The organism is Methylocystis sp. Uni0008, from assembly GCF_056838045.1.
The window spans coordinates 2327996-2354117 of sequence record NZ_CM166370.1; the positions used below are offsets into that span (position 1 = coordinate 2327996).

The 26122-nt window shown below is 64.6% G+C and carries 21 protein-coding genes; 8 read left to right on the top strand and 13 right to left on the bottom strand.

Annotated elements, in window-relative coordinates:
- The first annotated feature begins 8 nt into the window (after positions 1-8).
- From AC0X69_RS11585 to AC0X69_RS11595, 3 genes are all read left to right on the top strand, one after another.
- Positions 9-3224 (top strand): efflux RND transporter permease subunit, encoded by a 3216-nt coding sequence (locus AC0X69_RS11585; protein WP_482607749.1) that lies wholly within the window; start codon positions 9-11, stop codon positions 3222-3224.
- Between the two features lie 3 nt (positions 3225-3227).
- Positions 3228-4637 (top strand): TolC family outer membrane protein, encoded by a 1410-nt coding sequence (locus AC0X69_RS11590; RefSeq protein WP_482607751.1) that lies wholly within the window; start codon positions 3228-3230, stop codon positions 4635-4637.
- A gap of 94 nt (positions 4638-4731) precedes the next feature.
- Complete coding sequence (locus AC0X69_RS11595; protein ID WP_482607753.1) at positions 4732-5214, top strand: hypothetical protein; 483 nt, start codon at positions 4732-4734, stop codon at positions 5212-5214.
- A gap of 72 nt (positions 5215-5286) precedes the next feature.
- Here AC0X69_RS11595 and AC0X69_RS11600 read toward each other — a convergent pair whose 3' ends face one another.
- The 6 genes from AC0X69_RS11600 to AC0X69_RS11625 form a co-directional block, all read right to left on the bottom strand.
- Positions 5287-5520 (bottom strand): hypothetical protein, encoded by a 234-nt coding sequence (locus AC0X69_RS11600; protein WP_482607755.1) that lies wholly within the window; start codon positions 5518-5520, stop codon positions 5287-5289.
- A gap of 317 nt (positions 5521-5837) precedes the next feature.
- On the bottom strand, positions 5838-6119 hold the full coding sequence (locus AC0X69_RS11605; RefSeq protein WP_482607757.1) for a hypothetical protein: 282 nt from the start codon (positions 6117-6119) through the stop codon (positions 5838-5840).
- 150 nt (positions 6120-6269) lie between these two features.
- Positions 6270-8981, bottom strand: coding sequence for an aconitate hydratase AcnA (gene acnA, locus AC0X69_RS11610; RefSeq protein ID WP_482607758.1), 2712 nt, complete (start codon positions 8979-8981; stop codon positions 6270-6272).
- Positions 8982-9073: 92 nt separating this feature from the next.
- Positions 9074-10516 carry an MDR family MFS transporter gene (locus AC0X69_RS11615; protein WP_482607760.1) on the bottom strand — a complete coding sequence of 481 codons (1443 nt, stop codon included), beginning with the start codon at positions 10514-10516 and terminating at the stop codon, positions 9074-9076.
- 75 nt (positions 10517-10591) lie between these two features.
- Positions 10592-12169 carry a RecQ family ATP-dependent DNA helicase gene (locus AC0X69_RS11620; RefSeq protein WP_482607761.1) on the bottom strand — a complete coding sequence of 526 codons (1578 nt, stop codon included), beginning with the start codon at positions 12167-12169 and terminating at the stop codon, positions 10592-10594.
- The gene (locus AC0X69_RS11625; protein ID WP_482607763.1) at positions 12166-12480 is read right to left on the bottom strand and encodes a hypothetical protein; all 315 of its coding nucleotides are present in this window, start codon (positions 12478-12480) and stop codon (positions 12166-12168) included. Before AC0X69_RS11625 ends, AC0X69_RS11620 begins: the two co-directional genes overlap by 4 nt.
- Positions 12481-12749: 269 nt before the next feature.
- On the opposite strand from AC0X69_RS11625, the gene ffh reads away from it, so the two are divergent.
- The 3 genes from ffh (at position 12750) to rimM (ending at position 15483) form a co-directional block, all read left to right on the top strand.
- Positions 12750-14285, top strand: a complete 1536-nt coding sequence (ffh, locus tag AC0X69_RS11630; RefSeq protein WP_482607764.1) for a signal recognition particle protein — start codon at positions 12750-12752, stop codon at positions 14283-14285.
- A 99-nt stretch (positions 14286-14384) separates the two neighbouring features.
- Positions 14385-14741 (top strand): 30S ribosomal protein S16, encoded by a 357-nt coding sequence (gene rpsP, locus AC0X69_RS11635; RefSeq protein WP_482607765.1) that lies wholly within the window; start codon positions 14385-14387, stop codon positions 14739-14741.
- Between the two features lie 184 nt (positions 14742-14925).
- Entirely contained in the window at positions 14926-15483 is a 558-nt protein-coding gene (rimM, locus tag AC0X69_RS11640; protein ID WP_482607767.1) for a ribosome maturation factor RimM, read from the top strand.
- Positions 15484-15502: 19 nt separating this feature from the next.
- Here rimM and AC0X69_RS11645 read toward each other — a convergent pair whose 3' ends face one another.
- Positions 15503-16129 carry a hypothetical protein gene (locus AC0X69_RS11645; protein WP_482607768.1) on the bottom strand — a complete coding sequence of 209 codons (627 nt, stop codon included), beginning with the start codon at positions 16127-16129 and terminating at the stop codon, positions 15503-15505.
- A 101-nt stretch (positions 16130-16230) separates the two neighbouring features.
- Here AC0X69_RS11645 and trmD point away from each other — a divergent pair, with 101 nt between their 5' ends.
- Both trmD and AC0X69_RS11655 read left to right on the top strand, forming a co-directional pair.
- Positions 16231-16911: a tRNA (guanosine(37)-N1)-methyltransferase TrmD gene (gene trmD, locus AC0X69_RS11650; protein WP_482607769.1), complete on the top strand. Its 681-nt coding sequence runs from the start codon at positions 16231-16233 to the stop codon at positions 16909-16911.
- A gap of 136 nt (positions 16912-17047) precedes the next feature.
- On the top strand, positions 17048-17587 hold the full coding sequence (locus AC0X69_RS11655; RefSeq protein ID WP_482607770.1) for a Dps family protein: 540 nt from the start codon (positions 17048-17050) through the stop codon (positions 17585-17587).
- A 21-nt stretch (positions 17588-17608) separates the two neighbouring features.
- On the opposite strand, the gene AC0X69_RS11660 is transcribed toward AC0X69_RS11655, so the two are convergent.
- From AC0X69_RS11660 to ileS, 6 genes are all read right to left on the bottom strand, one after another.
- On the bottom strand, positions 17609-18490 hold the full coding sequence (locus tag AC0X69_RS11660) for a 3-hydroxybutyryl-CoA dehydrogenase (RefSeq protein ID WP_482607771.1): 882 nt from the start codon (positions 18488-18490) through the stop codon (positions 17609-17611).
- 198 nt (positions 18491-18688) lie between these two features.
- Entirely contained in the window at positions 18689-19633 is a 945-nt protein-coding gene (locus AC0X69_RS11665; RefSeq protein ID WP_482607772.1) for an electron transfer flavoprotein subunit alpha/FixB family protein, read from the bottom strand.
- A 2-nt stretch (positions 19634-19635) separates the two neighbouring features.
- A complete protein-coding gene (locus AC0X69_RS11670) occupies positions 19636-20382 on the bottom strand; it encodes an electron transfer flavoprotein subunit beta/FixA family protein (RefSeq protein ID WP_482607774.1) in 747 nt (248 codons plus the stop codon).
- A gap of 149 nt (positions 20383-20531) precedes the next feature.
- On the bottom strand, positions 20532-21347 hold the full coding sequence (locus AC0X69_RS11675) for a rhomboid family intramembrane serine protease (RefSeq protein ID WP_482607776.1): 816 nt from the start codon (positions 21345-21347) through the stop codon (positions 20532-20534).
- Positions 21348-21401: 54 nt separating this feature from the next.
- A complete protein-coding gene (locus tag AC0X69_RS11680) occupies positions 21402-22829 on the bottom strand; it encodes a lipopolysaccharide biosynthesis protein (protein WP_482607778.1) in 1428 nt (475 codons plus the stop codon).
- Between the two features lie 78 nt (positions 22830-22907).
- A complete protein-coding gene (ileS, locus tag AC0X69_RS11685; protein ID WP_482607780.1) occupies positions 22908-26018 on the bottom strand; it encodes an isoleucine--tRNA ligase in 3111 nt (1036 codons plus the stop codon).
- Positions 26019-26122 lie beyond the last annotated feature (104 nt).

A 26122-nucleotide genomic window follows, 5' to 3' on the forward strand; every position in this document is an offset into this window, starting at 1 on the left:
GGTCGGCCATGATCAAGAATCTCATCGCCCTCTCGGTCCGAAGCCGCTGGCTGGTGGTGCTGTTGACGGCGCTCGTGGTTCCGCTTGGCGTGTGGTCGCTGATGCGATTGCCGATCGACGCCGTTCCCGACATCACCAACAATCAGGTGCAGATCAACGCCTTCGCGCCAGCTCTATCCGCCTTCGAGATCGAAAAGCAGGTCACTTACCCGATAGAGAACGCCATCGCCGGCATTCCCGGACTCGAATACACCCGATCTCTCTCGCGTAACGGCTTCGCGCAGGTCACCGCCGTCTTCGCCGACAACGTCGACATCTATTTCGCGCGCCAACAAATCGCCGAACGGCTGACTCTCGCGCGGGAGAATTTCCCTCCTGGCGTTGAATCACATATGGGCCCCGTCGCGACCGGCCTCTCCGAAATCTACATGTGGTCGGTCGACTATACGCCGAGAGGCGGAGACGAGCCGGCCCCGGACGGAACGCCTGGCTGGCAGAGCAATGGCGACTATCTGACGCCCGAAGGCCAGAGACTGCGCAATCTGGTCGAGATGACCGCTTACCTGCGAACGGTGCAGGATTGGATCATCAGGCCGTTGTTGCGCACGGTGCCCGGCGTCGCCGGCGTCGACTCTCTCGGAGGCTACGTCAAGGAATATCACGTTCAGCCGGACCCCGCGAAAATCTTCGCTCTCGGGCTCTCCTTCGCCGATCTTGCGGGCATCATCGAACGCAACAACATCAGCCGCGGCGCCGGTTACGTCGAGCGCAACGGCGAAGGACTGGTCGTCCGCAGCGCCGGGCGGCTTGAGTCGATCGATGATATCGCCAAAGTCGTCGTGTCGACGCGAGGCGGCACCCCGGTGCGCGTCGAGGATATCGCCGAGGTCGGCGTCGGCCGCGAGTTGCGCGTCGGCAGCGCCAGCATGAACGGCGAAGAGGTGGTGATTGGCACCGCGCTGATGCTGATCGGCGCGAACAGCCGGGAAGTGTCGAGCGCCGTCGACGCGAAGATGAAAGAGATCCGCCGGCTGCTGCCGCCCGGCATAGAAGTGCGCACGATCTTGAACCGTACGGTTCTCGTCAACGCGACCATCAAGACGGTGGCCCTGAACCTCGTCGAAGGCGCCGCGCTCGTCATCCTCGTGCTCTTTGTCATGCTCGGCAATTTCCGCGCGGCGCTCGTGACGGCGACGGTCATCCCGCTCACCATGCTGCTGCTGGGCGTCGGCATGTATGTCGGAAAGATCAGCGCCAATCTGATGAGTCTCGGCGCGCTGGATTTCGGATTGATCGCCGACGGCGCGATCATCGTCACAGAGAACTGCTTGCGCCGTCTGACGCAACGTCAAACCGCGCTTGGCCGCGCGCTCACGCTGGAAGAACGGCTCACAACGGTCATCGACTCGGCCGTCGAAATGCGGCGCCCCACGGTCTACGGACAGGCGATCATCATTCTCGTCTATGTGCCGATCCTGACGTTTTCGGGGGTCGAAGGAAAGATGTTCCATCCGATGGCGATGACCGTCATCATGGCGCTCGCTTCCGAATTCGCTCTCTCGCTGACCTTCTTTCCCGCAATGATCGCCATCGCGCTTTCGGGCCGCGTGCGCGAATCTGAAAACGCCGTGGTCGAGTGGCTCAAGCGCGTTTATGAGCCTATACTGAAATGGGCGATGGCCGCGCCCTTGAAGCCGATCGCCATCGGCGCGGGCGCCTTTGTCCTTGCGGCGCTGCTCTATTCGACGCTCGGCGAAGAATTCGTTCCGACGCTCGATGAGAAAAACCTCGCCATGCAGGCGAATCGAATTCCGAGCGCGTCGCTCACGCAAGCGCAGACCATGCAGTTCGAGATCGAGAGCGCGCTGCGCAGCTTCCCAGAGGTCGACTACGTTTTCTCGAAAACAGGCACGGCGGAGATCGCGACCGACCCGATGCCGCCGAACCTGACCGATACGTTCATCATGTTGAAGCCGCGGGACCAATGGCCGGATCCGGGTCTCGACAAGGCTCAGCTCATCGAGAAAATGGAGAAGCGGCTCGCCAAACTGCCGGGCAACGCCTACGAATTCTCGCAGCCCATTCAACTGCGCTTCAATGAATTGCTCGCGGGCGTGCGCGGGGACATCGCCGTAAAAGTGTTCGGCGAAAACTTCGATGTCATGTTGAAGGCCGCCAATCAGATCGCCGGCGTGCTCAACGGCGTCAAGGGCGCGAGCGACGTGAAGGTCGAACAGGTCGCCGGTCTGCCGATCCTGGACATCGCGGTCGACAAGCGCGCGATTGGGCGCCTTGGCCTGAGCGTCGCCGCGGTGCAGGACGTGATCGGCGCGGCGATCGGCGGACAGAGGGCCGGCGTGGTCTTCGAGGGCGATCGCCGCTTCCCGATCGTCGTTCGTCTGCAGGACAATTTGCGCGAGGACGCGCAAGCCTTGGAATCCATTCCGATCGCGCTGCCTTCGGCGGCCGGCAATACGCCGGTCGTGCTGCTCAAGCAGGTGGCGAAATTCTCCATCGTCGACGGACAGAACCAGATTTCGCGCGAAAATGGCCATCGCCGCGTCGTGGTCTCCGCCAATGTGCGCGGACGCGACATCGCCTCGGTCGTCGAAGAAGCGCGCGCCAAGATCGGATCGAAGGTGACGCTGCCGCCCGGCTACTGGATCGCCTGGGGCGGGCAGTTCGAGAACCTTGCGGCGGCGCGCGCGCGCCTGATGATCGTCGTGCCGGTTTGTTTTTTCCTGATCTTTCTCCTGCTCTATTCGGCGCTCGGCGCGGCGCGCGACGCGCTTCTGGTGTTCACCGCGGTGCCGCTGGCGCTTTCCGGCGGCGTCGCCGCATTGTGGCTGCGCGGCATGCCGATGTCCGTTTCAGCCGCCGTCGGCTTCATCGCCCTCTCGGGCGTCGCCGTGCTGAACGGCCTCGTCATGCGCACCTACATCTCGCAATTGATCGCGGGCGGCATGGCGGAACTCCCGGCGATCTTCAAAGGCGCGATGACGCGACTGCGCCCCGTCGTGATGACGGCGCTCGTCGCTTCGCTCGGATTCCTGCCGATGGCGCTTGCGACCGGCACTGGCGCCGAAGTGCAAAAGCCGATCGCGACAGTCGTGATCGGCGGACTGATCAGCGCCACCCTCCTCACGCTCGTCGTTCTGCCGGCTCTCTACGCGTTCTTCTCTCGCGCGTCGCAGTCCGTCTCCGTGCAGGAAGTCGGGAGCTGACCGGTGAAACTACGCAGCGCCGCCTGGGTCGTCATCTGCCTCGTTGCGGGCGGCGGCGCGGCGCGGGCCGAAACTCTGACGGGCGCGATGCGTCGCGCCTATGACGCCAACCCGCAGCTGAACGCCAGCAGAGCGGAGCTTCGCGCGATCGACGAAAGAGTGCCTCAGGCGCAGGCGGGCATGAGACCCCGCGTGACCGGGGATGCCTACCTCGGCGTACAGCGCAATCGCCTCGTCACCAAGCAGCGCGACGTCAACATCAATGATCCGACCGACACCGCCATTACGAAGAACATACAAAGCGGCGACAGCGTCCCCCGCTCCGCCCATTTGACCGTCGAACAGCCGATCTTCGACGGGTTCAAGGCGCAAAACGAAACACGCGCCGCGGAGTCCAACGTCTTCGCCGGACGCGAGCGGTTGCGGTTGACCGAACAGCGTATCTTGTTCGACGCCGTCACCGCTTACATGAACGTGTTGCGCGACACGGCGGCGCTCAGACTACAGGAAAGCAATGTCGCGGTCCTGACGGAGCAGTTGCGCCAGACGCGGGAGCGCTATCAATATGGACAGATCACGCTGACCGATGTCGCGCAGGTCGAGGCGCGGCTCTCGGGCGGAAAGTCTCTCGCGAGCGCCGCGCGCGCGGCGCTCGACGCCAGCATCGGCGTCTATCGAAAAATCGTCGGCGTCGAACCGTCAAAGCTCGCGCCGGGCTCGCCGATCGACCGGCTGCTGCCGAAGTCCCGCGAGGAAGCGGAGCACATCGCGCAAAGCGAACATCCCTTCATTCTCGCCGCGCTGCACGACGCCGACGCCGCCGATCTCGACATCAACGCGCTTGAGGCGGATTTCATGCCCAAACTGTCGATCGTCGGCGATATTTTCACGCAGACCGACATTTCCGGCATCGGCAACCGCAATGTCGGAGCCAAAATTCTCGGACATCTCAACGTGCCGATTTACGAGGGCGGGCTGACGTCCTCCCGCGTGCGGCAGGCCAAGGAGACCGCCGGTCAGCGCAGGCTCAACGCAGACGTGGCGCGCGCCGAGGTTCTCTCGCTGGTGCGCGCCTATTGGGGCGCGCTGCAGGCGGCCAAAACGCAGATCGCCGCAGCGCAAGCTCAGGTCGCGGCGGCGGAGCGCGCGCTTTATGGCGTACGTGAGGAAGCCAAGGCCGGTCAGCGGACGACGTTCGAAATTCTCGTCGCGCAGCAGGAGCTGCTCTACGCGCGCATCGGACTCATCGTCGCCCAGCGCGACCGCGTCGTCGCCTCCTACGCCGTGCTGTCCGCTCTCGGACGGCTTTCGTCTGAGTGGCTCGGCCTCACGCCCAACGGCTATGATCCGGCGATCCATTTCGAGCAGGTGAAGGATCTCTGGAGCAACCCGCTGACGCCTGACGGGCGCTAGACTGAAGACGCGCAGCGCCGACGCGGTAAGATGCTATAAGTCCAAAATGATGCGCGAAAACGCGGCGAATTGATAAGACCAAGGGAGAGAAATCATGCGAGGCGCTTTCAAAACGTTCGTCGTCGCGACGCTGCTGGCGTCGCTTTCGGCGGTTCCGGCGAATGCTTTTTGCATGTTCGGCGGTTGCTATCCGACCGAAGCGCACGCCAAGCAGATTTTCGAGAACTTGCTGAAGCAGCGCTTCGACAAGCCGTTCAAGATCGTCGAATTCAAGCAGACGATGTCCGAGCGCCTCGAGATGCACGCCACCGGAGAGAAGGGCTATGAGATTTTCTTCAACGCGCGGGTCGAGTTTCCGGAAGGCGCAAATGTCGAATGCAAGCCTGAGGAGCCTGGAAGATTTCCCGACGGCTGTTCGCCGAGCAATCATTATGTGACGGCGCCGCGCAGTTCCGATCCTGCGGGCAAGCAATATGTCGCGCCGGGGTCGACGGTTCTGTTCGACGAGGAATATCGCTTCTATGAAGCGGGCAGCGGCTGGAAAGGCCCAGACGGCAACGTCTATACGGCTGATTAAAAAAAACGGGCGCGCAGCGATTGCGCGCCCCGTCGAAAGCTTACCTCGCTCGCGAGGTTCGGTGTGTTACTGTTACTTGGTGTTCTGCGGGCAGCCGCAGGCGGCGTCGCACGCCTTCTTGTTGGCGGCGACCTCGGCCTGATTGGCGCCGTAATTCATCTTGCGGGAGATGAACTCATCGTCGCACTTCTGGGCGCACCTGGCCTGCTTGTCGTCGTCCGCGTTGCGGACGTCGCAATCTGCGAAAGCCGGGCTGATCATGCCGACGACAAGAGCCGCCGCCGTCATAATGGCGAATTTGTTCATTTAGTCGATTCCTTTACTTGCCCATAGGGCTTCCAGACTGCGCTTGCGTTCGACCCCTCCCGCCATAGAACAGCAACGGTCCTCACATCACGCATTAAGCGGCGGGACGATGTCGTAAGTGCCCGCTTATGTCAATTGCGCGTCACTTCCGCGACGGCAGGCGCCGCTTTCCGCGGCAGCGTCGAACTCCAGGAAACGCCTCTGTTTCCGAGATGTTATGTGGCATGACGCCACGCCTCCCCTCGCGCGGCGTATCCGCGCAACGCAAAAAGGGGCGCGCGATCGCTCGCGCGCCCCTTTCAATCAAAACCGAGGTCTTAGAGGTCCTTCGAGTTCTGCGGGCAGCCGCACTTCTCGTCGCACGCCTTCTTGGCGGACTTGATTTTGCTCATGTCCGCCGTCCAGCCCTGCTGGTCCTTGAGATATGCGTCCTCACACTTGCTGGCGCAAACGGCCTGGTCGTCCTCGCCGTGCGTGTCGCAGCTGATGCGCGTCGCATGGTTCGGGGCGCGCTGACCGACGCCGGCGTCGAATGCGAACGACGGCGCAGTCGTCGCCAGGAACAGAGCGGCGACCGACGTAAGGGCGAATTTATTCATATGTCGATTTCCTCTTCTTCGCGTCGTGAGTTTTTGTTTTTGTAGAGCGCTGCGTTGACGACATTGCAATCCGCAACGGCTCGAATTCAACGCAAAGCGTGACCACGCTGTCCGAGGACTCTCATGGAGTCAACGGTTTTTTGATGAGATTTACGGGGCGAGTTGTCGCAAGACGTAAGGGAGAATGCCGCCGTTTTTGAAGTATTCTAATTCATCGAGCGTATCGATGCGGGCGAGCAGCGGCGCGGTCTTGGTGGTCCCATCCGGGAAGGAGATCGTGGCCGTCAACGTCTGGCGCGGCGCAAGTCCCTCGCGCAAGCCATGGATGGTGACGGTCTCATCTCCCTTGAGTCCGAGCGTGTCCCAGCCCGTCCCTTCCGCAAAGGTGAGCGGCAGCACGCCCATGCCGACGAGATTGGAGCGGTGAATGCGCTCGAAACTCTTCGCGATGACGGCGCGAACGCCAAGCAGCATGGCGCCCTTCGCCGCCCAGTCGCGCGACGAGCCATTGCCATATTCGGCGCCGGCCAAAACAACGAGCGGCGCGCCTTCAGCCGCGTAGCGCATGGCGGCGTCATAGATCGGCATGATCTCGCCGCCGGGATAATGCCTGGTCAACCCGCCTTCCGGCGTCAGGCCTTTTTCGTCCCGCATCATGTGATTCTTGATGCGGATGTTGGCGAAGGTGCCGCGCATCATCACTTCATGATTGCCGCGTCGCGTGCCGTATTGATTGAAGTCGGCCGGCGCGACGCCATGCTCGATGAGCCATTTGCCCGCTGGCGAAGCGGCCTTGATCGAGCCGGCGGGAGAGATGTGATCGGTGGTGATCTTGTCGCCGAAGAGCGCAAGAATGCGCGCGCCAACGATGTCCTCGACGGGCTTGGGCGTGCGCTCCAGACCAGCGAAATAGGGCGGGTTGCGCACATAGGTGGACTGGTCGTCCCACGCGTAAGTCTCGCTGCTCGGCGTCTCGACCGCGCGCCAGTGCTCGTCGCCCGCGAAGACGTTGGCGTAGGTCTCGCGGAACAGATTGCGGGTCACCTGATCGCGCACGAAAGTCGCGATTTCCGCATTCGCCGGCCAGATGTCGCGCAGATAGACTGGCGCCCCCGCGCTGTCATGTCCGAGAGGCTCTTTGGTCAGATCGATCGCCATCGTGCCGGCGAGCGCGTATGCGACGACGAGCGGCGGCGAGGCGAGATAGTTCGCCTGGACGTCGGGATTGACCCGCCCTTCGAAATTGCGATTGCCCGACAGCACCGACGCCGCGACGAGGTCATGCGCATTGATGGTCTTGGAGATCGCCGGCGGCAGCGGTCCTGAATTGCCGATACAGGTCGTGCAGCCGAATCCAACGAGATTGAAACCGAGATCGTCGAGATATTTCTGCAGTCCCGATTTGGCGAGATATTGCGCGACGACCTGGCTGCCGGGCGCGAGCGACGTCTTCACCCAGGGCTTCGTCGTCAAGCCGCGCGCGACGGCGTTGCGCGCCAGCAGTCCCGCGCCGATCAGCACGCTCGGGTTGGAAGTGTTGGTGCAGGAGGTGATCGCGGCGATGACGACGTCGCCATGGCCGAGATCGAAGCTTTCGCCTTCGACGGCGTAGCGCTGTCCCAGCCCGTCTTCCTTTTTATATTCCGTCGCGAGCGCGCCCAGAAACGCCGAGCCGACTTCAGACAGCGAGGCGCGGCTCTCGGGTCGTTTCGGACCGGCGAGCGAAGGCGTCACCTCCGCGAGGTCGAGAGTCAGCGTGTCGGTGAATTCGGGATCCGGCGCGCCGGCTTCGCGCATCAATCCCTGCGCGCGGGCATAGGCGTCGATCAGCGCCAGGCGGTCATCGGCGCGCCCGGACATGCGCAGATAAGCGAGCGTCTCCTGGTCGATGGGGAAGAAGCCGCAGGTCGCGCCATATTCCGGCGCCATATTGGCGATCGTCGCGCGGTCGGCGAGGCTCATATGATCGAGGCCTTCGCCGTAGAACTCCACGAATTTTCCGACCACGCCTTTTTTGCGCAGCATCTGCGTGACGGTCAGCACGAGGTCCGTGGCCGTGACGCCTTCCTTCGGCGCGCCGATGAGCTTGAAGCCGATCACTTCGGGCGCAAGCATCGACAGCGGCTGCCCGAGCATGGCGGCTTCGGCCTCAATGCCGCCGACGCCCCAGCCGAGAACGGAGAGGCCGTTGATCATCGTCGTATGCGAATCGGTGCCGACCAGCGTGTCGGGATAGGCGAGTTCGACCGTCTTGCCGTCGATGCGCTCCATGCGCGTCCAGACGGTCTGACCGAGATATTCGAGATTGACCTGATGGCAGATGCCGGTGCCAGGCGGCACGACGCGGAAGTTGTCGAAGGCCGACTGGCCCCATTTCAGGAAGCGATAGCGCTCGCCGTTGCGCTCATATTCGAGTTCGACGTTCTGCGCGAAAGCCCTGGGCGTGCCGAAAACGTCGACGATCACCGAGTGATCGATGACGAGATCGACCGGCACCAGCGGGTTGATCTTCTGCGCGGTCCCGCCGAGCGCGACGACGGCGTCGCGCATCGCCGCAAGATCGACGACCGCCGGCACGCCGGTGAAGTCCTGCATCAGCACGCGCGCCGGCCGGAAGGCGATCTCGCGTTCCGTCTTGCCTTTTTCCTCGAGCCATTTGGCGAAGGTTTCGATCGACTCCCTTGTGACCGAACGGCCGTCTTCGTTGCGCAGCAAATTTTCAAGAACGACCTTGAGCGAATAGGGCAGGCGCGAAACGCCGGCGAGCCCGTTTTCCTCGGCCGCCTTCAGCGAGAAATATTGATAGGACCGATCTCCGACGACGAGCGTCTGGCACGCATTGAAACTGTTGAGAGAAGCCATGGAAGGATCCTTGCGGCGCGGAGAAGCGCGCTCTTTCTAGAGAATTCCATGCCACAGGGGCAAATAGAAAAGACGCGGCGGAAATCGACCCGTCAGTGATGTCGCTCCCCGCGCAGGGGGCGCTCCTCCATGCGCGCCAGGAAGAGCAAGGACAGGCCGACGCAGACGGCAAGCGCGAGAAAAACAAGGCGAAAGCTCGAAAACAAAGCGGCGCCGTCGGCGTCCGCCTTCAGTTCCTCGAGCAGTTGCGCGCGGCCGCCGCCGATCGCCAAGGCCGCGAACAGCGCGACGATCGCGCCCGCCGCGAGCTGCCGAAAGAATTGCATCGACGCCGTCGCGGTGCCGAGATCGCGCGGATCGACGGCGTTCTGCACCGAAACGGTCGCGATCGGCAGCATCGCCCCGATCCCGAAAGTCGTGACGGTGAGCAAGGCGTTCAGCAACAGCAGCGAGCGGCTCGCGCCCGCCGTCATCATCGCCGCCGCGGCGAGCGCTGCGAGAAGGCCCGCGCCAAGCCCCAGGAGCGGTGTGGCTTTATAATGCGTCACATGCGACATCAGCCGTCCGGACGCCGTCGCGCCCGCGACAGTGCCGACCATCAGCGGAATCAGCGTCAGTCCCGAATCGCTTGCGTTCATGCCGCCGCAGATTTCGTAATAGATCGGCATCACGACCGAGAGTCCGACGAAGCCGCCGAGCCCGAACGAACTCGACAGAATAGCGTCGCGCACGATTCGCAGTCTGAGAATGCGCAAAGGAATCAGCGGCTCCTCGGCGCGCAGGGTGCGCCAGCCAAACAGCGACCAGGCGAGGGCCGAGGCGGCGAGGAGGCCGAGGATCGGCGCCGACCGCCAGGGGAAGCGGACGCCGCCCCAGCCGAGCGCCAGCACGAGAAGTCCGGAGGCCGCGATCAGCAGCGCGGCGCCGAGATAATCCACCCGGTGCGGATGGCGTCGCTCGGGCAAGCGCTTCAGCCGCGCGTTGACGATAATGAGCGCCGCGAGGCCTAGCGGCAGATTGATCCAGAAGATCAGCGACCAATGCCAATATTGCGCAAAAACGCCGCCGAGCGCGGGGCCGGCGATGCTCGAGGTGATGAACACCGCGGCGAAATAGGACTGATATCGCCCGCGCTCGCGCGGCGAAACGAGATCGGCGACGATCGTCTGCCCAAGCGAAATCAGGCCGCCGCCGCCCAGTCCCTGAATGACCCGCGCGCCGGCGAGCGCCGCCATGTTCGGGGCCAAAGCGCAGGCGATCGAGCCGATCACGAATGTGGTCACGCCGATGAGGATGACGCGCCGCCGTCCGTAGACATCGGCGAATTTGCCGTAGAGCGGCGTCACCACGGTCGCAGCGATGAGATAGGCGGTGACGATCCAGGGCAGGTCCTGGGCGTCGCCGAGATCCGCCGCGATGGTCGGCATGGCGGTGACCACAATCGTCTGGTCGAGCGCCGAAAGTAGCATCGCGAGGCCGAGCCCGAACATGACCTGTCGCAGTTCGGCGGCGTTTTGCGGCGGGTTGTCGGGCATGACCTCTGGCGCGGGGAACGGATGGGGAGCCCTAACTACAGTGTTGCGGCGCCGAACGAAACCCTGGCGCCGGCCTCAGCGCGCTTCGCGTATCACCCGCAGCAGCGCCGCCGCGTCCTCGATGTCCCGCAGCAACGGATCGTCGGGATGTTGCGGCCTCTCGCGCGCGAGCGCGCGCAGGGCTTTTTCCGGGGCTACAGTTCGCGGCGCCACCCCGCGCCGCCGGGCGATGGCGAGACGCTCGGCCTCCAGCGCGCGCAACAGCCGCGCGTCGTCGACCTTCAGCGGCGGATCCTCCCGCTGCGCCAGCGCATCGCCGGGCGCAGGCGCCGGTCCGGAGAGATCGGCCTCATCTTCCGAGGCGTCCCCGACCGCGAAGCCGCTGGCGAGCGCAGCGCGCCAGCCGAGCCCCAGCGACGATAGGCGGCGCGGCCAGGCCAGCGGTCCGCCGCGGCAGTGGTCGCATCGGCCGCAGGGGGCGCTTGCTTCGCCAAACTCTCCGAGCAGCCGCTGAAACCGGCAGCCCGGCGCGGCGGCGAGCCGGGCGATCGCCTGGCGTCTGGCGTAATCGCCGGCGGCCGCTTCGTTCTCCTGCGCCGCCTCGGGAATGCGCCAGCGCAGCGCCAGCTCCGCGGGCGAGAACAGCGTCAGCGCGCGGGCGGGCGCGCCGTCGCGGCCGGCGCGGCCGATCTCCTGATAATAGCCTTCGACCGAGGTCGGGAGATCCGCGTGAACGACGAAGCGCACGTCGGGCTTGTCGACGCCCATGCCGAAAGCGATGGTCGCGACCATCACCGCGCCTTTGCGCGTAAAGAAGGCGTCCTGACTCTCGGCGCGCGTATGGGCGTCGAGACCCGCGTGATAGGGCAAGGCGTCGAAGCCCAGCCGCGAGAACTCGCGCGCGAGGGCGTCGGTCCTGTTGCGCGAGTTGCAATAGATAATGCCGCTTTCCGCGCCGCGGCCCTTGCGCGCGAATTCGACGATCTGCCTCAGCCCGGCGCGCTTTCGCGCGAAGTCGAGCGAAAGGTTCGGCCGCGCGAAGGAGCGCTGAAAGATTTTTGGGGGCCGCGAAAACAGCGTGCGGGCGATGTCGTCGCGGGTGCGCGGACCGGCCGTCGCGGTGACAGCAAGCATCGGCGGCGCGCCGAGTTTTCGCGCGATCTCGCCGAGCGCGCGATAGTCGGGACGAAACTCATGACCCCAGTGCGAGACGCAATGGGCCTCGTCCACCGCAAATAGTTTGATGCGAATGCTGCGCAACAAATGCTGCGTCCCCTCCTGCGCGAGTCGCTCGGGAGCGGCGTACAGAAGACGTGCGCGCCCGGAGGCGACGGCGTCGAGCGCGGCCGCACCCTCGTCGTCTTCCTGCATCGAATGCAGGGCGACGGCGCCGACGCCCTTGTCAGTGAGCGTGCGAAGCTGGTCGCGCATCAGCGCGATCAGCGGCGAGCAGACGAGGACGAGTCCGGGCCCCGGAGCTGCGGCCGGCAGCTGATAGAGCAGCGATTTGCCGGAGCCCGTCGGCATGATGGCGATGGTGTCGCGCCCAGTGAGCACGGCCTCGACGACCTCCGCCTGCCCCGGCAAAAAGTCCGCGAAGCCGAAATTGCTGCGCAGCAATTCCCGCGCTTCGGCCATGGATCGCGCGGTCACTCGGCCCTGCCCGGTCCCCCGCCCGGCGCCTCAAGGAGCGCTTCGGCGATCTCGCGCCACTCGTCTTCAAGCGCGCCGCTATGCGGCTCGCGCTGCGCACGGGCGTACCAGTAGCCGGCGTTGGAGAGATCGCCTTCCTTCCGATGAAGATAGGCGTGAACCCACATGCTGCCTGGATCGGATTTGTCGTCGACGCATCTATGCGCCGCGTTCCAATCGCCCCTGGCGTCGAACCACAGCGCCCGCAGCGGCGGCGGGAGGGACGGCGGCTCGGCGGCGGAAAGCGATCGGAGAAAAGCGTCGAGGGTCATCGAGTTTGCTCAAAATTAAGAGAGCCTCATCTCAACGCCAAACAAGATACCACTTCGAAAGACATCCAGGAATGTGCGGCTCTGAAAGTGATCGGTGATCTTGGCGACGTTGACTCCCGCCCCCGGCGGGCCTAAAAACCCCACAACTCTCGAAAGAGAAACCTAGACACAGCCGCGCCGCCCGAGAGGCGGCAGGCCAACGCCCGGCAGCGCGATGCGCCCCCGGGCGCGTTTTGCTTTGGAGCCTTCGCGCTCGCTGGGAGAACACCATGTTCGAGAGCCTTTCCGACAAGCTCTCCGGCATTTTCGACAAGCTGACGCGGCGCGGCGCGCTCTCCGAGGCCGACGTCACTGAGGCGCTGCGCGAAATCCGGCGCGCGCTGCTCGAGGCCGACGTCGCGCTGGACGTCGTGCGCTCCTTCACCGACAAGGTGCGCGACCGCGCAATCGGCGCCGGCGTCATCAAATCGGTGACGCCCGGCCAGATGGTCGTCAAGATCGTCAATGACGTGCTGATCGAGACGCTCGGCCAGGACGCCCAGCCGATCGATCTCGCCGCCGCGCCGCCGGTCGCCATCATGATGGTCGGCCTGCAGGGCGCCGGAAAAACCACCACCACCGCCAAGATCGCCAAGCGCCTGAAGGAGCGTCACGGCAAGCGCACGCTGATGGCGTCGCTCGACGTCAAGCGACCGGCGGCGCAAGAGCAGCTCGCCGTGCTCGGCCGGCAGGTCGAAGTCGACACGCTGCCGATCGTCGCCGGCCAGACGCCGGTGCAAATCGCCAAACGCGCGATGGAGGCTGCGCGGCTGCAGGGCTTCGACGTCGTGCTGCTCGACACCGCCGGCCGCACGCATATCGACGAGCCGCTGATGGAAGAGATGGCGGAGATCAAGACCTCCGCCAGGCCGCATGAAATCCTGCTCGTCGCAGACGCGCTGACCGGCCAGGACGCCGTCAATCTGGCCACGAATTTCGACGAGCGGGTCGGACTGACCGGCATTGTATTGACGCGTATGGACGGCGATGGGCGCGGCGGCGCGGCGCTCTCCATGCGCTACGTCACCGGCAAGCCGATCAAGCTCATCGGCGTCGGCGAGAAAATGGACGCGCTCGACGAATTCTCGCCGACGCGCATCGCCAATCGCATCCTCGGCATGGGCGACATCGTCGCGCTTGTCGAAAAGGCGGCGCAGGCCCTCGACGCCGAACAGGCCCGCAAGGCCGCCGAGCGGATGGCCAAGGGCAAGTTCGATCTGCAGGACCTCTGCGATCAGCTGGCTCAGGTGGAAAAGATCGGCGGCCTCGGCGGCATCATGGGCCTGCTGCCCGGCGTCGCCAAGATGAAGGATCAGATCGCCGCGTCGGGCTTCGACGACAAGATGGTGCGGCGCCAGCGCGCCATCATCCTGTCGATGACGCCCAGGGAGCGCCGCAATCCCGACCTGCTGAAAGCCTCGCGCAAGAAGCGCATCGCCGCGGGCTCCGGCGTCAAGGTCGAAGAGGTGAACAAGCTCCTCAAGCAGCATCGGCAGATGGCCGATCTGATGAAGTCCTTCGGCGCCGGCAAGCGCGGCGGGATGATGGGCAAGGCGGCGCAGATGATGGGGCTCGGCCCCGGCATGCAGATGCCGTCGCAGGAAGAATTGCAGAAGCTGCAGGAGAAGCTGGGCGTGCAGCAGCCCAAGGGCGCCCCCGGCGGCCTGCCGGCGGCGCCGCCTCCGGATCTCTTAAGCAAGCCGAACCTGCCGGGACTCGGCGGCGGACTGCTGAGCGGGCTCAACCCCTTCGGAAAGAAGAAGTAACGGCAGTCGGGCTTCGGCAATCGGCAGTAGGACAGGACTCTCCGACTGCCGACCGCCGAATTCCAACTGCCCCTACGTAAACCAAACAGGAAAGAAACCATGTCGCTCAAAATTCGTCTCGCCCGCGGCGGCGCCAAGAAGCGTCCCTTCTATCGCGTCGTCATCGCCGACTCGCGCTCGCCGCGCGATGGCCGCTACATCGAGAAGATCGGCTATTTCGATCCGCTCAAGGAAAAGGACGCGGCCGACCGTCTGGTGCTCGACACGGAGAAGGCGAAGGCCTGGCTCACCAAGGGCGCGCAGCCGACCGATCGCGTCGCGCGGCTGCTCGACGGTCTCGGCCTTATGAAGCGCGAGGCGCGCAACAATCCGCAGAAGGCGCAGCCGAAGAAGAAGGCGCAGGAGCGCGCCGCCGCGGCGGCGGAAGCCGCGGGCGCGGAAGCGCCGGCGGCGTAATGCAGCGGGCTCATACCTCCCCCTTGCGGGGAGGTCGGCGGTCTCAGGCAAGTTTACGCAGTACGCGTAAACTTGCCTGCGGGACCGCCGGGTGGGGGATCGACGGCAATCAGTCACCCCACCCCGCATTGCTTCGCAATGCGACCCTCCCCATCAAGGGGAGGGATGATCGCGCTGTGTCGGCATGACGGGTCCGTCTCATAAGCCCGGGATAGTTGGACAAGGCCTCGTCCTGCTCGGCCGCTTCGGCGCGCCGCATGGCGTGCGCGGCGAAATCCGTCTGCAAAGCTTCACCGCCGATCCGCTGGCGATCGCCGCCTATGAGGGGCTCACCGACAAGAGCGGCGCGCGCAAGTTCACGCTGACCTCCGTGCGGCCGCAGGGCAAGGACATGCTCGTCGCCAAGGTCGCCGGCGTCGAAGGCCGCAGCGGCGCCGAGGCGCTGACCGGCATCGAACTCTACCTTCCGCGCGAAAAGCTGCCTGCGCCGGAAGAGGAAGAATTCTATATCGCCGATCTCGTCGGACTTCGCGCTGAGAAGCCGGACGGCGCGGAACTCGGCATGATCGTCGCCGTGCGCAATTTCGGCGCAGGCGACATTCTCGAGATCGCGCCGGCGGACCACAGCGAGACGGCGTTCTACCCCTTCACGCGCGCAGTCGTTCCCCTCGTGGACATCGCCCAAGGGCGCGTGGTGATTGCGCCGCCGGCGGAAGTTTCGACCGAGCCGGACGCGGACTGATTTCCGCACATACGCCTGACTATTTGGGCGCCGGCAGGCGATACTCGGCATCGCCGTTCTTCACGTAAAACTCTTTGACGTCGAACCAAACCGTCTGCGGTCCGTTCGGCGTGTCGTAGACGATGACTTCATAAATGCCGCTGTCGTTGACGAGACGCCGATCCTTTTTCCGCCAGCCGGGATGCTTCCGCTGTATCCAGAAGTCCTCGGCCGGAACCCCTTCGAGGGAATTGGCGGCGCCCACGATCTTCACGGCCGTTTCACGGCTATGCCCGTCGCCGCCGTCAAAAGAGACGAGCGGCTTTGACTTCAGCCTCTCTGCGAACGCCTGCTTGTGACATTGTCCAAAGCCGTTCACGCACTCCGGCTGCGCTGAACTCGCGCCGGACTGCGCGCAGCGTCTATATTGCAGGAGGCACTTGAAGCAGGCGTTCAGACAGGTCAGAGCGACGGAATCGCCCATCGACTCGGAGCCGTTCCGGCTGGCGGAAACCAAACCGCGCACGGCCCAGCAGGCCTGCTGGCACGCGCGATGCGCCTCCTCGACAGTCGACGGCGGCGGCGCGTTGCTGGGCGCGGCGCGCGCTGCGCAAAAGCCGCCGAGCGCCAACGACAGAAAAACCAATCGGAAAACAAATTTCATCATTCACTCCTCGTCGCAATGTCCGAGACACTATGGGCGAGGCTTGATCTCAGCAAGAATGAAACTGCTTCTCGCCGCCTTCGGCCTCATGCCATAACCGCTCCATGTTCCGCGCGACCGTCCTGACCCTCTTTCCTGAAATGTTTCCGGGTCCGCTCGGACTGTCGCTCGCCGGCGACGCGCTGTCGCGCGGCGTCTGGGCGCTGGAGACGAGACAGATTCGCGAGCACGGCATCGGGCGCCATCGCGCCGTCGACGACACGCCGGCCGGCGGCGGCCCCGGCATGGTGATGCGCGCCGACGTGCTGGCCGCGGCGATCGACGCCGCCGCCCCTGCCGACGATCCCCGCCCGCGCCTGCTGATGTCCCCGCGCGGCAAGCCGCTGACTCAAGGTCGCGCGCGCGAGCTCGCGCAGGGCCCCGGCGCGATCGTTCTTTGCGCGCGCTTTGAAGGCGTCGACGAACGCATCATTGGCGCCCGGGCGCTCGAAGAAATCTCGATCGGGGATTTCGTGCTTTCCGGCGGCGAAATCGCCGCGCTGGCGCTGATCGACGCCTGCGTGCGGCTCATTCCCGGCGTGATGGGCGAAGAAGCGTCGGGCGTCGAAGAAAGTTTCGAGACCGGGCTGCTCGAATATCCGCATTACACGCGCCCGCGCGACTTCGAGGGGCGCGACATCCCTGACGTGCTGCTTTCCGGCGATCACGCCAGGATCGCCAAATGGCGCCATGAGCAGGCGCTGGCGCTCACCCGCGCGCGCCGCCCCGACCTTCTAAAGTCGTAGCTGGCGGCGCCGCTCGCGGGCGTTAAATCTCCACGCTGCTCTATCTTTCATCTGGTCCGGCAAAGCGGGCGATCTAGCTAATGAGCTGCTCACCCCGAGCTTGAGCCTGGAGCCAGGGCGCAAGGAGGCCCGCAAAATGCAAAAAGCGAAATCCCCGATGAAGCCGGACACCGAACGTTCGGCCCTCGACACGCCGACCGATCTCGAGAAGCAGTCGACGATGAAGATCGCCGCCGAAGTCAACAGGCTCGTCGCCGACGCCTTGGCGCTTTATCTCAAGACGAAGAATTTTCACTGGCATATGAGCGGGCCGCATTTCCGCGACTACCATCTGCTGCTCGACGAACAGGCGTCGCAGATTTACGCCACCGTCGACCCGCTGGCGGAACGGGTCCGCAAGCTCGGCCAGCCGACGCTGCGCTCGATCGGTCAGGTCGCGAAAATGTCCCGCATCAAGGACAATGACGAGGAATTCGTCTCGCCTTACGACATGCTGAACGAACTTCTGGAAGACAACAAGACGATGGCCGAGGCGCTGCGGGACGCCCATAAGGTCTGCGATGACAACGACGACATCGCGACGGCGAGCCTGCTCGAAACCTTTCTCGACGACACCGAGAAGCGGACCTGGTTCCTCTTCGAGGCCGCGCGCGGCGCCGGCCCCGGCGGTCACTGAGAGGGCGCGGCCTTCAAGACGCTAGCGCGTCGGCACGGGCGTGCCGCTGCGGTAATCGTAGAAGCCGCGCTGCGTCTTTTTGCCAAGCCAGCCGGCTTCGACATATTTCACGAGCAGCGGGCAGGGGCGGTATTTGGAATCCGCCAGGCCCTCATGCAGCACCTGCATGACCGACAGACAGGTGTCGAGACCGATGAAGTCCGCAAGCTGCAGCGGGCCCATCGGATGGTTGGCCCCGAGCTTCATCGCCGTATCGATCGCGTCGACGGAGCCCACGCCTTCGTAGAGCGTGTAGATCGCCTCATTGATCATCGGCAGCAGAATACGGTTGACGATAAAGGCGGGAAAATCCTCCGAAACGCTGATCGTCTTGCCGAGCTTGACGACAAACGCCTTCGTCTCTTCGAAAGTGACGTCGTCGGTCGCGATGCCGCGAATGAGCTCGACGAGCTGCATGCGCGGCACCGGATTCATGAAATGAATGCCGATGAAGCGCTCCGGCCGACCGGTGACGGCGGCGAGGCGCGTGATCGAAATGGATGACGTATTGGAGCTGATGATGGCGCCGGGTTTCGCGAACTGCGCGAGTTCCGTCAGAATCTTTCGCTTGACGTCTTCGACCTCGGTCGCCGCCTCGATCACAAGGTCGGCGTCGGCGAAGTCGGCCATTTTTGTCGCGCCGGAGATGCGCGCGAGCGCCGGCTCGACGGCCGCACCATCGAGTTGACCGCGTTCGACGGCGCGTCGCATCTGCGCGGCGACGCTGGCGATGCCATCGTCGATGCGCTCCTGTGAAATGTCGTTTAAGGCGACGTCATAGCCGGCAAGGGCGCAGACATGTGCGATTCCCTTCCCCATCTGGCCCGCGCCGATGACGCCGATCTTGCGAATCTCGAAGCCCATTTTTTTGACCACCGTCAGCCAAGCCAGCGCTGAGAGCTAGCGGCGCGCCGCGCTGAGTGCGTGCCGCAGTGCAATATAACTTGCGTTCCTCGCAAGGAAAACAAAGAAAAAGCAAACGGCGGCGCCGCAAGCGCGGCGTTCCGCCAATCTCTTGCCGCCGCGCAGGCCCCGTTGTTGACCAAAGCGCGGCCGCCCCGGTCAGCGGCCGATCTTCGCCAGCTCGGCGTCAAGTTCGGGCAGCGCGGTGAAGAGGTCCGCGACAAGGCCGTAATCGGCGACCTGAAAAATCGGCGCCTCTTCGTCCTTATTGATCGCGACGATCACCTTGGAATCCTTCATGCCGGCGAGATGCTGGATCGCGCCCGAGATCCCGGCGGCGATGTAAAGATCGGGCGCCACCGCCTTGCCGGTCTGGCCGACCTGCAAGTCGTTGGGCGCGTAGCCGGCGTCGACGGCGGCGCGGGAGGCGCCGATTGCGGCGTTAAGCCGCGTCGCGACCGGATCGAGAACCTTCTGGAAATTCTCCGCGGAGCCGAGCGCGCGGCCGCCGGAAAGGATCACCCGCGCCGAGGTCAGCTCCGGCCGCTCGGATTTCGCCAGCTCTTCGCTCTTGAACGTCGAAACGCCCGGATTGGCCGGCGCGGCGATCGCCTCCACAGGCGCCGAACCGCCCTCGGGCGCAGCCGCGAAGGCGGTGGTCCGAACGGTGATGACTTTCTTGGCGTCTTTCGCCCGCACGGTCTGGATCGCGTTGCCGGCGTAGATCGGCCGCTCGAATGTGTCGGCGGACACGACTTTGATGATGTCCGAGACCTGCATCACGTCGAGCAGCGCCGCGACGCGCGGCAGGACGTTCTTCGTCGCCGAGGTCGACGGGGCTATGATGACGTCGTAAGCGCCAGAGAGCGAGACGATCAGCGCGGCGACCGTTTCGGCCAGCACATGATCGAGCGACGCGTCCTCGGCGTAGAGAACCTTCTCGACGCCGGCGAGCTTCGCGGCCTGCTCGGCCGCGCCCTTCAGTCCGGGCCCCGCGACGAGGATGTGAATGGGGCCGCCGATCTCCGTCGCGGCGGTGAGCGCCTTGGCGGTCGCCGGCGCGAGCGCGTCGCCTGCGGTTTCGGCAAGAAGCAGAATCGTCATCTTTAAAGCACTCCCGCTTCCTTGAGCTTGCCAACGAGTTCGACCACCGAGCCGACCTTGACGCCCGCCTTGCGCTTCGCGGGTTCCGCGGTCTTCAACACTTCGAGGCGCGGCGCGATGTCGACGCCATAGTCGGCGGGCGACTTCACGGCGACTTCTTTCTTCTTCGCCTTGATGATGTTGGGCAGCGAGGCGTAGCGCGGCTCGTTGAGGCGCAGATCCGTGGTGACGACCGCCGGCAGTTTCAGGCTGACGGTCTGCAGCCCGCCGTCGATTTCGCGCGTCACGTCGACCGAGCCGTCGGCCATCTCGACCTTGGAGGCGAAGGTGCCCTGCCCCCAGCCCAGCAGCGCCGCCAGCATCTGGCCGGTCTGATTGCAATCGTCATCGATCGCCTGCTTGCCCATCACGACGAGCTGCGGCTGTTCCTCGGCGACGACCTTGGCGAGAATCTTGGCGACGGCGAGCGGCTCGACGACATCGTCGGTCTTGACCAGAATGCCGCGGTCGGCGCCCATGGCGAGGCCGGTGCGCAGGGTTTCGTCGGCCTTGGCGGGGCCAATCGTGACCAGCACGACTTCCGTCGCCTTGCCGGCCTCCTTGAGCCGCAACGCCTCCTCGACGGCGATCTCGTCGAAGGGGTTCATCGACATCTTCACATTGGCGAGATCGACGCCGGAACCGTCCGCTTTGACCCTGATCTTGACGTTGTAATCGACGACCCGTTTGACGGGCACGAGAATCTTCATCGCGCGACCCCTTGGTCTCCCTGGACCCTCTGGCGAGACGGTATGGGAACGCGGTCTGCGCGCGCTCCACTCTGGCTAAAGCCGTTGCGCGGTCTGGTAGCCGCGGCGTGCTCGTAAGTCAAACCAACTCATTGCGGCAAACCGCCGGGTCAGGGCGCGTCCTCGCCGGCGTCCTGGGCGCGCGGCGTCGGCAGCGCTCCGCCGCGGTCGAACAGCCTGTGCCGCCGGCGCTTGAAGATTGGCGTCAGCACGAGACCGGCGGCGATGCCGCCGACATGCGCCATCCAGGCGATCGCGCCGCCCTCGCCCATCGAGGCGTTGATGAGCTGCATCAGGATCCAGGCGCCAACGAAAAGCCAGCCGGAGGCGACGAAAGAGAAGAGCGGCGCCCGCAGCCCAAGAATTGACTTGAGATGCGTCCCGGAGAGCCACGCGCCGAGCCAGATGGGGGCGAGCGCCAGCGAGAGCGGCGGAAATATGCCGGCGACCGTGGCGCGTGGATGGAGCAGCAGGAAGGCGGCGCAAACGCCCGAGATCGCGCCGGAGGCGCCGATCAGCGGCGTGATCGAATGCGGCGTCGCGTAAATGTAGAAGACGCCGGAGGCTATGCCGCAGGAAAGATAAAACAGCAGGAAGTGGAGCGACCCCATCGCGTCTTCGACATTGTCGCCAAAAACGTAGAGGAACAGCATGTTGGAGCCGAGGTGCATCACCGAAGAGTGAAAGAACAGCGCGGTGATCAGCGTGAGCGCGGCTGGCGGTCCCACGATCCAGTCGGCCAGATCCGCTTCGCCGAACAGGACGCGCGGAATGATGGCGAAGCCGCGGACGATGGTCAGCGGATCGCCGAAGAGTTCGCTCTGCACCAGCAGGAAGATGAAGACATTGAGCGCGATCAGCGTCCAGGTCACGATCGGCCGGCGCACGTAGCGCAGCGGCGCATCGTCATAGATCGGCATCACCATCGGCGCGCTCCCTTTGACCGCAAGCCTAACATATGGCGTTGACGGCCGGCCGCGTCACGGGCGGGCGAGGCGCCGATCGAGCCATGTCGCTGCGAGTTCGCCCAGCCCTGCGATGTCGAAGGCGACGGTCAGCAGCCCATAGGCGAAGGCGCCAGCCAGGATCTGGGCGATCAGCGTAAGAATGCCCGGCGTCATCTCGCGCAGAGGCGTCAGCGCGAGCGACATCGCGCCCGTCGCCACGAGCGCCGCGAACATGTCCCAGAACGACGGCCAGACCGGCTGGGTGCGCAGCGCGAAATAGACCGTCGCGACGAGCGCCGCGACATAGGCGCCGCCCTGCGCGATCGCGAGATTGGAGGCGTCCTCTCCCCAGGGCAAAATAAACAGCAGCGCGAGGCCGAAGACGACCGCCGCAAGCGCCGCGACGATCAGCGGCGCGGTCTTCTTTTCGATCTGAAACACGGGATTGAGGCCGAAGAGAATGACGCCCATCGCGAAGAGCCCCGGAAGCAGCAGGCCGAGGTAGTGGCCGAAGGGACCGCGATATTGCGCGGGCACGATCAGCGCTTCGATCGACGGCAGCACAAACCAGAGTCCGGCGCAGGCCGGCAGCAAAAAGGCGACGACGACGCCCATGTTGCGCGCGATCTGCTGCTTGGCGCGATCGGCGCCATGCAGTTCATGCGCGGCGACGGCGATCTGAAACAGCAGCACGTCGAGCGCCGAACCAAGCGCCTGCACCGCGCGCACGCCGAGGTCGTAGGCGAGCGCGAACTGGCCGGTCTCCGCGAAGCCGAAGACGCTCGCGACGATGGAGCGCGCCGCAAGCGGCATCGCCTGATAGAGAAGATGCGCCGTGACGATCGGCGCGCTATAGGCCGCAAGCGCGCGGGCGCTCTCACTCGAGGCCGCTCGAATGTCGGCGCCGGGATCGAGCAGCGCGCGACGCCCGAGAATGACCGTGCCGAACAGGCTTGCGACGCCGCCGGCGAGCGCCACCGCCGCCGACTGAAAGATGAAGGCGCCGCCGCCGATCAGGACCAGCGCCAGCGCATTCTTCGCCAGCATCAGGCGCACATAGGCGCGGTCATGGAAGCGCGCGCGCACCAGAGCCGTGCAGTAATCGAACAGCCCGTTGGCGACCGCGGTCAGCAGCGCCAGAAGAATGAGGTTGGTTTCGAAATCGAGCGGCGGGCCGACGAGCGCATAGATTCCCGTGGCTGTTCCCAGGAAGAGCGTGACGCCGATGAAGGCGGCGTCGAGCGTCGAACGCACCACCGGCTCCTTGTCGCGCGTGCGCTTCGAATAGAAGCGCGTCGCCGAAAGACGCAGCCAGTCGTAGAGCGCCGTCTGCACGACGACCGCGATCGAGAAGGCGAGCGCGAAGCGGCCGTATTCCTCCGGGCCGAGAAACTTCGCCACCGTGAGGCCAATGACGAAGTTGACGACCGTATTGGCGAGAAAGGCGAGAAGGACGTTCACTGGCGCGCAGCCTCAGCTTCAACCAGCGCCGACGGTGGCCAGCGCGATGTCGCTGGCCCGATCGTTTGAGTCGCTCACCTATCGCTCCCAGCGGCCGAGCGCGACAAGCTCGCGCAACGCCTGCGCGTCGCGCGGCGTCACCTCGGGATAATCGGGATCCGCCATCGCGGGGTCGAAATATTTCCACGAGCGCGCGCATTTGACGCCGGCGGCGCGCTGCGACACCACGCCGACGCCCGGCGTCTCCGGCAATCGGAAAGCGTCAGGCGGCGCTTCTCCCGCCGCGAGATGGATGTCCGAGGCGATGCAGATCTCGGCGAAATCGACGCCGTCCAGCGCCGCGCGCAACGACTCGTCCTGCACGTAAACGATCGGCGCCGCTTCGAGCGAAGAACCGATGCGTTTTTGCGCGCGCTCGATTTCGAGCGCGCCGGTCACCACCGCGCGGATCTTGCGAATCTTCTCCCATTTCGCCGCAAGCGCGTCGTCGCGCCATGCGTCGGGAATGGTGGGGAAATGCTCGAGATGCACGGATTGCGCGTTCGGAAAGCGGGACAGCCACGCCTCTTCCGCAGTGAAAACGAGAATCGGCGCGAGCCAGGACGTTACGCTGCGGAAGATGCGATCGATGGTCGCGAGCGCCGCCTTGCGTTTGACGCTCGTCGGCGGATCGCAATAGAGCGCGTCCTTGCGCACGTCGAAATAGAAGGCGGAAAGCTCGCTCGTCATGAACTGCGTAAGCAGCGCGACGACGCGCTTGTAATCGTAGGCGGCATAGGCGGCGCGGATCGAGCCGTCGAGCTGATGCAGACGATGCAACATCAGCCGTTCGAGTTCTCCCGCCTCGCTCATCGCTGTATCGTCGTTTGGCTGATAATGCGCGAGCGCGCCAATCATCCAGCGCAGCGTGTTGCGCAGCTTGCGATAAAGCTCGACGAAGGTCTTGAGAATTTCGGGTCCGACGCGCAGGTCGTCGCCATAGTCGGAAGCCGCGACCCAGAGCCGCAGGATGTCCGCGCCGGAATCGGCGATGACCTTTTGCGGCGCGACGACATTGCCAAGCGACTTCGACATTTTGCGTCCTCTCTCGTCGAGCACGAAGCCATGCGTCAGCACGGCGTCGTAGGGCGCGCGGCCACGCGTGCCGCAGCTTTCGAGCAGAGAGGAATGGAACCAGCCGCGATGCTGATCGGAGCCTTCGAGATACATGATCTCGTCCGCGCCGCCGTCGCGCTTGCGGCGAATGCCGGCGAGCATCGGGAAATGCTGCGGATCTTCGAGCGTGAAGGCGTGAGTCGAACCAGAATCGAACCAGACGTCGAGAACGTCGGAGATCTTCTCGTAATCCTCGGCCTTGTAGTCAGGCGAAAGAAAGCGTTCGGCGGCATTCGCCTCATACCAGGCGTCGGCGCCTTCCTTCTCGAAAGCCTCGATGATGCGCGCGTTGACGCGCGCGTCGACGAGCGGCTCGTGCGTATCCTTCTTGACGAAGACCGCGATCGGCACGCCCCAGGCGCGCTGGCGCGACACGACCCAGTCCGGACGATTCTGAATCATGCCGCGGATGCGGTTTTCTCCCGCCGCCGGCGTCCATGTCGTGAGGGCGATTTCCTCAAGCGCGATTTCGCGAAGAGTGGATCGATTTCCACGAACCTCATCCTGAGGAGCGTGCGGAGCGCGCGTCTCGACGGATGCGGGCGCCGAACCCTCGTCCTTCGAGACGGCGCTGCGCGCCTCCTCAGGATGAGGGTTCGACTGAGAGAACGGCTTATCCATCGCGATGAACCCGGACGCGATGGATTTATCCATAGCGATGAACCATTGCGGCGTGTTGCGGAAGATCACCGGTTTCTTCGAGCGCCAGGAATGCGGATATTGGTGCTTGAGCTTCGCGCGCGCGATGAGATTGCCCGACTGAATAAGCGCGGCGATCACCGCCTCATTGGCGTCGCCCTTGTCGCCCTTGTCGGTGATGACGCGCTTGCCTTCAAAGCCCGGAGCGTCCTTCGTGTAGAAGCCGTCCTCGTCGACCGTATAGGGAATGCGCGAATCGATGCCGCGCGACTGCAGCGCGCGCGCATGCGCCATCCAGATGTCGAAGTCTTCGCGTCCATGGCCCGGCGCCGTGTGCACGAAGCCGGTGCCCGTATCGTCGGTGACATGCTCGCCATCAAAGAGCGGCACGTCGAAATCATAGCCGAGATGCGCAAGCGGATGGGCGCAGATCAGTTCGGCGAGCATCGCGGCGGGAACGTCGTGCAGGCGCTCGTAGCCGTCGACCTTCGCCGCCTTGAAGGCCTCGCTCGCGAGCTTGTCGGCGATGACGAAGGTCGCGCCCGGCAGCGCCCAATTGCCATCGGGCGCATGCGTGACGCGGTAAAGGCCGTAATCGATCTTCGACGAGAAGGAGATCGCGCGATTGCCGGGAAGCGTCCACGGCGTCGTCGTCCAGATGATGACGCGCGCGTCGCTCAGCTCGCCCTCCGCGCCGCGCGGAATCGGAAACGCCACCCAGACCTGGTCGCTCGTATAATCCTCATATTCGACTTCGGCCTCGGCGAGCGCGGTCTTTTCGACGACGCTCCACATCACCGGCTTGGAGCCGCGATAGAGCAGGCCGTTCGCCGCGAATTTCATGATCTCGCGCGCGATCGTCGCTTCCGCCGGATAGGCCATCGTCGAATAGGGATGATTCCATTCGCCGGCGACGCCGAGGCGCTTGAACTCCTCGCGTTGAACGCCGAGCCAATGTTCGGCATAGGCGCGGCACTCGCGCCGGAAGGCGATCATCGCATCGGGATCGGTAAAATCCGGCTTCTGCTCGCCTTTCGCGCGATAATTTTCCTCTTCGATCTTCCATTCGATCGGCAGGCCGTGGCAGTCCCAGCCCGGCACATAGACGCAGTCCTTGCCGGTCATGCGCTGGCTGCGCGTCACGAGGTCCTTGAGGATCTTGTTGAGCGCATGGCCGATATGGATATTGCCATTGGCGTAGGGCGGCCCGTCGTGGAGCGTGAATTTCGGGCGGCCGGCGCCCGCTTCGCGCATCTTCTTTTGCAAGCCGATCGTTTCCCAGCGCTTGAGGATTTCCGGCTCGCGCTGCGGCAGGCCGGCGCGCATCGGAAAATCCGTGACCGGCAGATAGAGGCTCTTCGAATAGTCCGGCCCCTTGGGGCTGTCGTCGTTCATCGTCGTGGAAACCGGCTGGGGCGGACGCGGGCGCCGTGAGCGCCGCTGTCGCCGCTGATTAGAGGATTTACAGGAAGAGCGCCAATCGCGCCGCGCCCGGACCT